Source organism: Psychrobacter sp. SC65A.3 (genome assembly GCF_025642195.1).
Taxonomy (GTDB): domain Bacteria; phylum Pseudomonadota; class Gammaproteobacteria; order Pseudomonadales; family Moraxellaceae; genus Psychrobacter; species Psychrobacter cryohalolentis.
In genome coordinates, this window is the sequence record NZ_CP106752.1 from 256,128 (window position 1) to 268,160 (window position 12,033).

Consider the following 12,033-nt stretch of genomic DNA (forward strand, 5'->3'; position numbering starts at 1 on the left):
ATAAGCTTATTGAATGTCAAAGTAGTATAAAAAGCTATTATGCCAAATTGTCTTTCATAAACTTTAGCATATTGTCCCAGCTCTGTTTGGCCGCCGTCTCGTTGTAACCAAGATCTACTTCATTTTTCGCTGCACGCTCATCGGCATGTGGGTTGGTAAAGCCATGCTTAGCACCATCATAAACATCAATAGTGTAATCAACGTTCGCCGCATCTAGCTCTGATTTGAGACCTTCTATCGCATCCATAGATACCATAGAGTCATCACGACCATGAGCAACCAATACTTTAGCAGTGAACTGCTCATCGGCAGGCTGCTTCGGTGATGGATTGCCGTGGAAGGTAGCGACTGCTTTTAAGGGCATACCTTCGCGCGCCATATCAAGGACGATTTTGCCACCAAAGCAATAGCCAATCGCACCTAAGTTGTCGCTATCAACGGCTAGCTGATCACTAAAGTCATTGAGAATCAACCGGCAGCGTGCCATTAGCATATCTTGATCGGCTAATACTTGCTCCATCCACATATTTGCTTGTGCAGCATCTGAGGTTAGCTTACCTTCACCGTATACGTCCATAGCGACCGCGGCGTAGCCTGCTTTTGCTAAGCGTTCAGTGACATTCTTTGGATGCTCGACTACGCCCCACCACTCTGGTGCGACCAAAATGCCAGTGACAGGATTATCATCTGTCGCATTTTCTGGCAATGCGACATAGCTAATCAATTGAATACCATTTTCAGTGGTACTGATTAATTCAAACGTCTTAATTGACATAGTGTTGTCCTTTTTTAGGTAATGAAATTTACGTTATAAGTATCAGATATCTGTATTTTTTGAGTGATCTATTTGCTGACCTTTACTACCATAACGCCCAACTTAGTCAAAAACAGCTATAATACTGTAACGCTCTTTGTCAAAATGATACGGCAGTTTTATGACCCTAAATTTGTTAAATAACGATAAATCCCACTTAAGAGCTGCTACGGACACGCCTTTATTATTTGAAGGTGGCTCGACTGAATCACTGCGCCCGCAGTTTTGGTCACGCTATACGCTAGCAGAATTAAACCCTAGCGAATGGGAAGCCTTGTGTGATGGCTGCGGCAGTTGCTGCTTGATTAAATATATTGATGAGGACGAGCAGGGTAATGTTGATGAAGATTTTGTCGAATATACTGATGTAACTTGCCAGCTAATGGACTGTGCGACTGGATATTGCAGGCATTATGCGACACGCCAAGAGCATGTGCCAGATTGCATTCAGCTGACGATTGATAATCTACCGAATATGATGTGGCTACCGTCGCACTGTGCTTATAAACGCTTATATAAAGGGCAAAGCTTGCCAAATTGGCATTTATTATTGACCCAAGATGCAGTGGCAACCAAGCAACAAATGCGCGCTGCCAATGTCGGCGTAGCAGGGCGCTGCGTGACTGAGATCGGTATGGATGATGAAGAGATGGAAACGCGCGTGGTAAATTGGGTAAAGCCTTAATAAGCTCTGATCTTTTTATTGTTGAAATCTTTAATCTCTTGTAGCAGTGATATCAATGTGAAGCCTGAGCGGCAGATTTAGCATTTGCTTCGGCAATATTTTGCGAGTCAGCCAATGGCGGAATAGGAATGCTTTGTCGAATTTGCCGTGAAAATTCGCTGCCATGAATATCACTACTATTCTGAAATCCTTTAACCTTTGGATTGATATGGGTACGTTCATACCAGGTATCCATCGACCAAGGTTGTCCTCTATTTTCGGGATTGGTATCTAGCATACCAGCATCATAAAGATAATTGGGCAACCAACCAGAGACCCAAATCCTGTAGTCCCATGGCAGACGATCATCACTGACCAGACGCGCCATATAAAAGATAATATTGGTACAGTTGCTGGTTAAAGTGTTGTACCACGCAGGCTTGGCATTAAGCTCATCAGCGGCTGTCAAATACGACTCAAACAATGCTTTGACTTCATGCTGCTGTAGATGGCTAATGGGGAATAAATAGACTTGCTCGCCGCGTGCGTTAGTACGTGTGTAGATAATATCGCGCTCTTCAGCGGCAATCAGGCTCAATTCAAAACGTCTAAAAAATCCTGCCAATGCCGAAAACGATTCGCCATTCTCTTTACGAATCTCAAATGAAAAGGCAAGCGGTCGCTCATCTTCGAACCGAAAGCTCACCAAAGTATGAGCAATCAGTGGTCCCATCCAATACGAATTACTCACATCGATACCCGATAGTTTAGACATATCAATCGTGCGCGTCTCCCAGCGCTCTGTCGCTTCTGTGTCGGTATGCCAATCAAAATTTCGTACATTGGTGAGTGTAATCAGATCAGGATTGCTAGGATCGCGCCTATAAGTGACTCTTTCAGAGACTTCTGGCATCCAGTCACGTGATTGCTCTGCTTCAATAGAGAAAAACCAGCCAAGACCGATTAGCCAAAATGCCGTATAAGCGGCTATAAGGCTTTTAACAACAGTCTTTGCAGAAATACGTTTACTATTCACTTTCCTTGTGCCAGTGAGCCTGCTCATTAGTTTTTCCGCCATGCTTGTCCGCAAGCGAATAGCAAGCAGTGCTGCCAGCAGCCCAATGACAGTAATGGTTGTGAACCACGTGATAACTGATTGACCACCGAATTGATACCAAATCGCTAGCAATAGCCAAACCGCTGACAGTAACAGCGTTAGCGCAATAAAAAATTGCAGCAAATAATATCGCCACTTGGGTTTGGTCGGCTTAGTTTTTAGTGGCTTGCGATTTGATGGTTTATTCAATGTGCTATTTGCCTTGTCATTATTTAACTGATGATTGCCTAAGCCATTGTCTGAACGATGACCAGTTGAGTGCGACGAAAATAGGCGAGAAAAAAAGGCACGTAGCGACATAAGGTTTATTTTGCCTTTGTGTTGGCTTTTATTAAGAAAGAAACAGGCTTTGACCATAGCAAAAATTGCAACACACTGACAATACAATTTGAGTGAATTTGACGTTGAATGTCGCCAAGCCTTGCGATAAAGTAAACCTGATTAAGATGGATGATTTGTGCTTTAATATCCTCTTAATGATAAGCTGACTGTTTTATTTAGCCTTTTTATCCCCATCTATCATTTTTATGATTCTAATTGCCATTACATTAATTAAAGAGGTTAACTCACACCATCATGTCTGAAGATGCTCCAAGCCCGAGTAGTTGGTCGATGCGCGGCTTAAAACGCTGGCTATCGACCGCCCCCGAAACCCGAGATGAACTGATACGTTTGGTGCAAGACTCGCGCCAATTTCTAGAACCTGACACCGTGGATATGTTAGAAGGTGTGCTTGATTTGCCTGCAACACAAGTGCGTGAAATCATGACGCCGCGCCCGCAGGTGGTTGGGCTACACGAAAGCGCCAGCCTTGCTGAAGTCATGGACATCATCCTTGAAACCACCCATTCGCGCTATCCAGTTTTTGATAGCCAAGATGACGATGCGGTCATTGGTATTCTGTTGGCAAAAGATTTGATTCCTCTGTTGGTGCACATGGTGCGCGATGAAGAAGAGAAAATCAGTAGCAAGCGCTTAAGAGATTTGGTGCGTCAGCCACTCTATATCAGTGAAAGTGCACGCTCTGATACTTTGCTGCGCTCATTACAGCGTACCCAAGTTCATATGGCGATTGTTGTCGATGAATTTGGCAATTTTGGTGGTGTGGTCACGATGGAGGATTTGCTTGAGGAAATCGTCGGTGACATCGTCGATGAGCATGATGATTTTGATGAAGACAGTGACATTAATAATATCGTCGCTGACCCTGAAAAGCCCAATACTTGGCGTGTGCAAGCTTCTACCGTGATTGAAGACTGTAATGATGAGCTTGGCTGTCATTTTGATGATACTGATGTCGATACCATGGGTGGCTTGGTCATGCAGACCCTTGGTCATGTCGGAGATTTAGAAGGTGAGAGTGTGGTCATAGACGATTGGCAAATCACTATCACTGATGTCGAAGGGCGTTTTATTCAAAATCTTGAGCTGACTAAAATTAATCCTGAACAACAGATATTGATTGGCAGCCATTAAACACTTTGTTGAATAAGTTAAGCCTATTGATTAGAGCTATTAAAGATACGCTTAATAAAGGTCATAACCATACAAAAAACACGATTGCGATCGTGTTTTTTGTTTTTTAGCATTTGTAATCACTCTTTGGTCGATAAAACACGCAAATTTACCCATTATTTTGGACAGGCTGGTATTATGAGCAAGTTTGATTTTTGACGGCTGTATTGAGCATAATATGCCTGTTTTTATATGAAACGTCGATTGAATCATCAAGATTTGAAATTACTGAATAATAAAGTTTTGGATAACTGCTATGCGTCTGTCTACTGTTGATTTGCAAAAACGTCTAAACCCTGAGAAGCCAAAGGGCTTACCTCTGGTGCTGACGATATTGATTGCGTGGCTGGCAGGCGCAATATTTATCTTTGCACTCGCGCCTTATGGCTTTTGGCCTGTGGCTCTGGTCTCTCCGGCGATTTTATACGCTTTATTATTGCCACAGATGAGTGGTAAGCGAGCATTTTTTATTGGTCAGGCTTATGGCACAGGGCTTTGGTGTGTGGGGGCATTTTGGTTATATACGTCCATTCATGTGTATGGTGATACGCCAGTATGGCTTGCGCTGATTATGATTGCGCTAATGGGTCTGGGCATGGGGTTATTCCATGGCTTTTTGGCGCTGACTTTTAATCGGCTGGTTGGCAAGCAGCCGTTATCATTTGCTGCGCTATGGATATTGCAAGAGTGGATGAAGACTTGGCTGTTTACAGGCTTTCCGTGGCTGTTTGTCGGTTATGCGTTTACTGAGCAGTATTGGCTGTCGTCATTGGCACCGGTCGCGGGCGTGTTTGCTGTATCGTTTGTGGCAGTATTATTAGCAGCCAGTATCGTGGAGCAATTTCGCCGTCGTGGTGGTTATCTGATTGCCACGTTTGCGCTATTAATCATTAGTACTTCTTTGTGGCTCATCAATCCACAATGGACGAAGCCAAAGGGCACACCTGATTTGTCGGTGTCGTTAATTCAGGGCAATATCCCCCAAGACTTAAAGTGGCTGACTGAATACCAAGTAGAGACGCTAAAAATATATGCAACTTTGACCAGTACAGAATGGGAACGTGATATTGTCGTATGGCCAGAATCTTCTATTCCTATGTTTCAAGATGAAGCGGTTGGTTTCATCAATGAAATGGTAAAGATGGCAAAAGAAACCGATACCACATGGGTCACAGGTATTCCTTATCGAGATCAAGCAGACTTTGATCCAAAAATGGATAAGTACCCGCCGTTTTATAATAGTGTGATTGCGCTTGGTAGTGATGCGGAAGGGATGTATAAAAAGCAGCGTTTGGTCCCATTTGGTGAATATATTCCTTTTGAGGGTATGCTAGATATCTTGCCAAATCTTGCCGGTAGCCAAGATATCATGAGCTATAGTCGTGGTAGTGATAGCCAATCACCACTGCGTGTTCGTGGGCATAATTTGGGCGCGGCAGTATGCTATGAAGTCGCTTATCCTGATACCACGCGCAAAAACGCTATCGATACTGACTTTTTATTGACCATCTCAAACGATGCCTGGTTTGGCACTTCAGCGGGTCCGCTGCAACATCTACAAATGGTACAGATGCGCGCATTAGAGAACGGACGCTGGTTTATGCGTGCGACCAATACGGGTGTGACCGCTATTATTGACCACAAAGGGCGTATCGTTAAACGTGCCCCGCAGTTTGAGCGTACCGTATTACGTGGCGATGTTCAGGCGCGTGTCGGTAATACCCCTTTTATGCGCTTTGGTAATTATCCTATTTTAATCGTGATTGCGCTGCTATTGTTATTGAGCTATCTTGGCAAACGATCGACGCCTCAAACACGTACGATTGAGTAATTACACTGTAAATATATGGTGGCTATCGTGTTTTTCGATAATAAAACCTTTAATTAGTTGAGGGTTTTAACAAATCGACATAAATTGCGATATAATAGCCCAATATTTTAAATATTTTGTGCAAGGTGGATAAGGTATGTCAGAACATATTGTCGAAAACAACCCTAAAAAAGAGCTATTGTTGACTTTAGGCGGTGTCGCCTTATTTTTAGGTATCGTCTTATTGATTGGTATTTCTGGTTTCTTGCGCCCAGCGGGAGAGCATATCACTGCTGAAACTATGCCAGCAGTTGAAGCAGAAGCCCCTGCAACCGCAACCGAAGAGGCAGCAACTGCTACTGCACCAGCAGCAGATAATACCGCAGTGGCGACTGCTACTCCCGCAGATGCGACAGTGACCCCAGCAACTGACACTGATAGTGCCGTTGTTAGCGCAGAAGCAGGTACAGCTACTGCTGAAGGTACGGTAAGTCAAGCGGCAGTTGCCGATGCTGATTTAACAGCAGAACCTGCTGATGGAGTAGCAGCGGAAACTACTGAAAAAGCGCCTACTGCACAGTAATTTTGCTGTTTTAGAGTGATAGCATAAATATAGCGATGAGCAAGTTGTCTATAATTAAGTCTCTCAATGTAGCGTTCAGTCTCTACTTAGTGACACTGCCATTGCTGCTATGATTACGACTCAGCACAACCATAAAAACCCCGTTCTTGAACTGACCCCCAAATGTTGGACGGTTTAGTTTATATCAAGGACTGAGTTCTGTACTTAACAGGACTCAGTCCTTTTAGTTTGAGTTGAATTCTTTCATGATTATAGTAGTGAATATACTCATGAATCTGTTTCTCTAAACCTTCAATCGAATTAGGCTTTTCAATATAAATCGTCTCACACTTTAGGGTACCGAAGAACCCCTCCATGAGCGCATTATCCAAACAGTTGCCTTTTCTGCTCATACTTTGCTTAATCCCATGCTGTTTCAGCACCTGTCCAAACAGTCTCATTTGATAATGCCATCCTTGATCAGAATGTAGCATGAGCGTCTTATCACGACACGCTTTCGTCTTTGCCAAAGCATCCTCTAGCATCTTGCCAACTAAGTCATAAGTCGGTCTCTTTGAGAGTGTATAACTGACAATCTCATTGTTATAACAATCTAGTATGGGCGACAAATACAGCTTATCATCACCGACCTTAAACTCGGTAATATCGGTGAGCCAGCGCTTGTTCGGTCTATCTGCATGAAACTGGCGTTTTAAATAGTTCTTCGCAATCTTACCTTGTTGTCCTTTATAGGAGCGATACTTCTGACGTCTTATCTTTGCGCTAAGGGTCATGTCATGCATAAGCTTAGCGATGAGCTTATGGTTATGATGACAATCTAACTGCTTTAGCGCGGCCGTTATTCTGCGATAGCCATACCTGCCTTTGTGCTTATGATACAGCTTAGCAATACGCTGTTTTAAGTCTGCATATTTGTCTTTAACGTCAAACTGGCACCTATGGTAGTAAAAGACACTCTTAGCCATCTTAGCGATGTTTAGCAAAGCAGATAAAGGGTGCGCTTGTCTTAGTGCTTCGATGAGCCTTGCTTTTTGCCTGCTTGTTCCTCCGCTTTGAGCAAGGCATCGAGCTTTTTTAGGTAGGCGTTCTCTGCACGTAGGTACTCATTCTCACGCTTAAGCTCTGCTAAGGTTTTCTCATCATCTGGTTTGTCTGTGATAAAGGGTTTACTCATGGCGGTTCTACCTTTGGGTTTGGTTATTAGTCCAGACATGCCTTGTTGTCGATATGCTTTGTGCCAGTGGCTAATTAAAGCAGGTGAGCTGATATTAAATGTTAAAGCGACCTCGGATTGACTTAATCCTTGCGTCAGCATGGTCGTAATCACTTTGTATTTAAACCCACTGCTGTATTTGGCCTTACTTGTCTTTGGCTTGATCGCGTCTATACCACCGCTTTGATATTGCTTAACCCATTTTTGTACAAGTTTCGAATCTACTTTAAACTTCTCACTTGTGGCAAGTCCGGTATGTCCTTGCCGATAGTATGCGATGACTTGCATCTTAAAGTCTAGATCGTAACGCATAAAAATACCCCCATAAGGTGTGTCCAACTTATGGGGGTCGGTTCATCTCAATCATGGAGAGCGGGGTTTTTTTATGGTTGTTTGTGTAATTATTGACCAATTCTCTCTTTACTTGCTTCCGAGCAGGTGAAACAATATTGCGCCTATAAAACCACTGACTAAAAGAATTAGGAATTGGGGCATTATCTAAGTGGAATTTAAGGGAATAGATTTATGAATATAGAATCAAAATCAGAGGTGAGTGCTGCCGAATTGGCATCGCTAGAAAACGGCTTTATGGGACATCCTAAGCCGCTACGCCCGTTATTTTTCACTGAAATGTGGGAGCGTTTTTCTTACTATAGTATCCGTCCGCTACTGGTATTGTTTATGGTAGCGACTGTCGGTAGTGGGGGTTTTGGCTTTGATGAAGTGACTGCCTCTGCCATTTATGGTATTTTTGCCGGTTCGTTGTATTTAGCAGCTGTACCGGGCGGTTGGCTGGCTGACAATTGGCTGGGTCAAGAGCGTGCGCTATGGTGGGGCAGTATTATTATTGCCTTGGGTCATTTGTGTATCGCGCTTTCTGCTATGTTCGGTATGACGCTGTTCTTTATGGGTCTCATCTGTATCGTCTTGGGTTCAGGCTTGTTTAAAACCTGTATCTCAGTGATGGTTGGTGCCTTATACCCTAAGGGCGATTCGCGCCGCGATGGTGGATTTACTTTATTTTATATGGGTATCAATATTGGCGCGCTATTGGCAGCACTGATTGTGGGTGTATTTAAAGAAAAAGGGATGTGGCATATAGGTTTTGGCGTTGGTGGACTTGGTATGTTGGCTTCGCTAATCATTTACCGCTTTTCTGCTAAAAAGACGTTAAATCGTTATGCCAGTGCCAAAAACATCACCCCTGAATGGGAGCAATCGACAGGACTGTTTAAAAACGTCGGTCAGTGGGTTGCAGGATTCTTAGCTTTGCTAGTTGCCATTGTGATTTTAGTATCCACTGGTATCATGCCATTTAACCCTGAAATGGTCGCAGAATATATGACTTATGTCATTGCTGCAGTGGTCATCTTATATTTTGCAGTAATGGCTATTTCACCAAGACTGGATAAAACAGATAAGCTGCGCTTGTTGATTTGCTTTATTTTGATTATTGGCTCGACGCTATTTTGGTCAAGTTTTGAGCAGCAACCAACGTCTTTTAACTTGTTCGCCGATCGCTATACAGATCTAAATGTTTTAGGGTTTGAAGTACCCAGTATCTGGTTTCAATCATTGAATCCGTTGTTTATCTTAATATTAGCGCCTATAGCTAGTATTTTATGGGTCAAGCTTGGCAATCGAGGTCTTGAGCCAAGTAGTATGACGAAGTTTGCGCTTGGTATGTTACTTGCGGCGGCCGGTTTTGCCTTGATGATATTTGCATCAAAAAGCATCTTAACCGCTGATGGCGGCTTGGCATCACCTTTATGGTTGGTTGGTAGTTTATTACTACTGACGCTTGGTGAGTTGGCACTGAGCCCTGTTGGGTTGTCTGCTATGACGAAGCTTGCGCCAAAAGGTATGCAAGGGCAGATGATGGGACTGTTCTTTGCTTCTGTTGCACTTGGCAACTTAGTTGCGGCATTCTTTGGTGGTCATGTATCAGCAGATAAGATTGAAGGATTACCCGGATTGTTTACCACTATGACTGTCTTTTTGGTAGTAACGGCAGTTATCTTGCTATTATTGGCAAAACCTATCAATAATATGCTCAAACAAAGCGAGCATGCGGATCAAGCAAGCTAGATAACCAGTTATTGATTAGAGGAGTGGTCCAAGTCAGTGACTGATGATAAGACGTATTACCATTATGGGTAGCACGTCTTATTTTTTAATTTGGTAAGATATTTACCTAAGGCCATTGAAAGCTGACTGTCTGCCCAAACATCTAAGGGTATTGTTTTTACTCTTACGCTTCATCAACCTTGTCTGATTACTATGCAAAATGACTTTGCCTAATATCATTTACCTAATCTTTGTTATTTTTTAATTCACATGAAGAACCAAAGCAATTTCTCAAATAAGACGGCTATCCATAGTCGCCTCACGTTATTTTTTAAAAACTGTTTTAAATACTAATTTTTAAACACTCATAAGGAATTACCTAATGAATAAACAAGCCATTCATGATCGTATCGAGAGCTTACGTCAAACCCTAGCAGCACAAGACCTGACAGCGATTATTGTCCCTTCTGCTGATCCGCATCTGTCTGAGTATTTACCAGAATATTGGCAGGCGAGGCTTTGGTTGTCAGGATTTACCGGTTCGGTCGGTACATTGGTCGTTACCGCTGACTTTGCTGGTCTGTGGACCGACAGCCGCTACTGGGTACATGCAGCTGAGCAGTTGGATGGCACGGGTATTACTTTAGAGAAGCTAGCACCGGGCCAGCCAAACCATATCGATTGGCTCGCTGCGCACCTGGCGGAAGGTGATAGCGTGGCAGTCGATGGCAATGTACTGTCTATCGCTGAGCAAGATCGCTTGCTTGATGCCTTTGAAGCCAATGATATTACCTTAATTACTGAGCGTGATCTATTGACGGAAGTATGGACTGACCGTCCAGCATTGCCAGCAGCCAGTTTATATGTACATGATGCACAGTTTTTAGCGCAGTCTGCTATCGACAAACTTGCCGCAGTCCGTGCGGGTATGGCAGAGGCAGGGGCGACGCATCATTTGCTCTCGAGCTTAGATGATATTGCTTGGCTGACCAACTTACGCGGCGCTGATGTTGATTATAATCCTGTGTTTTTGGCACATATGCTCATTGGCGAAAACAACGCGACATTGTTTATTGATAATAATAAAGTCAGTAGCGAGATAGCACAAAGCTTGAAAGATAGCGGTATCGCAATTGCTGATTATGAGGCAGTGCAAGACGCATTGGGTACGCTCACAGCCAATGACTTATTGCTATTAGACCCAAGTAAAGTGGCAGTGGGTACGCTATCTAAAATGGCCGATGGCGTAGGTTTTATTGAGCAAATGGCGCCAAGTACTTTGCTAAAATCGGTTAAATCTGACGCTGACATCGATCATGTACGTGAAGCGATGCGTCAAGATGGCGCAGCATTATGTGAGTTTTTTGCCACCTTTGAGCAGCGTTTAGCAGACGGTGAGCGTTTAAGCGAGCTGGATGTTGATAGTATGCTGATTGAGGTACGTAGTCAGCAGCCACATTATGTGTCGCCAAGTTTCCCGACTATCGCAGGTTTCAATGAAAATGGTGCTTTGCCGCATTACCGCGCAACACCAGAAAAATTCAGCTATTTAGAGGTAAATGAAGGCGAAGGCGGACTGCTACTGATTGATTCAGGTGCTCAATATCAAAACGGCACCACAGATATCACGCGCGTAGTTGGCATCGGTCAAGTAAGCACGGAACACAAACGCGACTTTACCACCGTACTTAAAGCACATATTGCTTTAGCAAAAGCACATTTTCCTGATGGTATTGCCTCACCACTGATTGATGCGATTTGCCGTGCGCCACTATGGCAAGCTCAAATGGATTATGGTCACGGTACGGGTCATGGCGTTGGTTACTTCCTCAATGTCCATGAAGGTCCACAAGTTATTGCTTATAGTGCCAGCATACCGAAAGAGCGTGCGATGAAGGAAGGTATGATATCTAGTAATGAGCCGGGTCTATACCGCGAAGGCAAATGGGGTATTCGTATCGAAAACTTGATGGTTAATAAACGTATTGCTCAGCCAGTAGAGACGGAATTTGGTAATTTCCTTAATTTTGAGACTGTTACTTACTGCCCAATTGATACGCGTTTGATTGAGCCATCATTATTAAGTCAAGTAGAGGTCGATTGGCTGAATGACTATCATCGCCAAGTATATGCAGAGCTAAAAAATCGCGTCGATGGCGCAGCACTTGACTGGCTAACGGAGCGTACGCAAGCCATATAAGAGGAAGTAGCTCGTTTTTAGGTAAATATAAAAAAGCCCCGTAAATATTT

General features: G+C 43.5%; 10 protein-coding genes. 6 read left to right on the forward strand and 4 right to left on the reverse strand.

Going from position 1 to position 12,033, the window contains the following annotated elements; translation table 11 throughout:
• Nucleotides 1-37: 37 nt before the first annotated feature.
• On the reverse strand, nt 38-775 hold the full coding sequence (locus OEG80_RS01105) for a dienelactone hydrolase family protein (RefSeq protein WP_263241345.1): 738 nt from the start codon (nt 773-775) through the stop codon (nt 38-40).
• Between the two features lie 160 nt (nt 776-935).
• Between OEG80_RS01105 and OEG80_RS01110 the strand changes: the two genes are divergently transcribed.
• Nucleotides 936-1,499, forward strand: coding sequence for a YcgN family cysteine cluster protein (locus OEG80_RS01110; RefSeq protein ID WP_263241346.1), 564 nt, complete (start codon nt 936-938; stop codon nt 1,497-1,499).
• Between the two features lie 52 nt (nt 1,500-1,551).
• On the opposite strand, the gene OEG80_RS01115 is transcribed toward OEG80_RS01110, so the two are convergent.
• Entirely contained in the window at nt 1,552-2,895 is a 1,344-nt protein-coding gene (locus OEG80_RS01115) for an Lnb N-terminal periplasmic domain-containing protein (RefSeq protein ID WP_263241347.1), read from the reverse strand.
• 276 nt (nt 2,896-3,171) lie between these two features.
• Here OEG80_RS01115 and OEG80_RS01120 point away from each other — a divergent pair, with 276 nt between their 5' ends.
• The 3 genes from OEG80_RS01120 (at nt 3,172) to OEG80_RS01130 (ending at nt 6,503) form a co-directional block, all read left to right on the forward strand.
• On the forward strand, nt 3,172-4,071 hold the full coding sequence (locus tag OEG80_RS01120) for an HlyC/CorC family transporter (RefSeq protein ID WP_011514586.1): 900 nt from the start codon (nt 3,172-3,174) through the stop codon (nt 4,069-4,071).
• A gap of 295 nt (nt 4,072-4,366) precedes the next feature.
• Nucleotides 4,367-5,941 carry an apolipoprotein N-acyltransferase gene (lnt, locus tag OEG80_RS01125; RefSeq protein WP_263241349.1) on the forward strand — a complete coding sequence of 525 codons (1,575 nt, stop codon included), beginning with the start codon at nt 4,367-4,369 and terminating at the stop codon, nt 5,939-5,941.
• Between the two features lie 136 nt (nt 5,942-6,077).
• A complete protein-coding gene (locus OEG80_RS01130; RefSeq protein ID WP_263241350.1) occupies nt 6,078-6,503 on the forward strand; it encodes a hypothetical protein in 426 nt (141 codons plus the stop codon).
• 179 nt (nt 6,504-6,682) lie between these two features.
• Here OEG80_RS01130 and OEG80_RS01135 read toward each other — a convergent pair whose 3' ends face one another.
• Both OEG80_RS01135 and OEG80_RS01140 read right to left on the reverse strand, forming a co-directional pair.
• The gene (locus OEG80_RS01135) at nt 6,683-7,522 is read right to left on the reverse strand and encodes an IS3 family transposase (RefSeq protein WP_263242443.1); all 840 of its coding nucleotides are present in this window, start codon (nt 7,520-7,522) and stop codon (nt 6,683-6,685) included.
• The gene (locus tag OEG80_RS01140; protein ID WP_263240073.1) at nt 7,510-8,028 is read right to left on the reverse strand and encodes a helix-turn-helix domain-containing protein; all 519 of its coding nucleotides are present in this window, start codon (nt 8,026-8,028) and stop codon (nt 7,510-7,512) included. The genes OEG80_RS01135 and OEG80_RS01140 overlap by 13 nt, the downstream gene beginning before the upstream one ends.
• A gap of 213 nt (nt 8,029-8,241) precedes the next feature.
• On the opposite strand from OEG80_RS01140, the gene OEG80_RS01145 reads away from it, so the two are divergent.
• Nucleotides 8,242-9,804 carry a peptide MFS transporter gene (locus tag OEG80_RS01145; RefSeq protein ID WP_011514583.1) on the forward strand — a complete coding sequence of 521 codons (1,563 nt, stop codon included), beginning with the start codon at nt 8,242-8,244 and terminating at the stop codon, nt 9,802-9,804.
• A gap of 361 nt (nt 9,805-10,165) precedes the next feature.
• The gene (locus OEG80_RS01150; RefSeq protein ID WP_263241351.1) at nt 10,166-11,983 is read left to right on the forward strand and encodes an aminopeptidase P family protein; all 1,818 of its coding nucleotides are present in this window, start codon (nt 10,166-10,168) and stop codon (nt 11,981-11,983) included.
• Nucleotides 11,984-12,033: the final 50 nt, after the last annotated feature.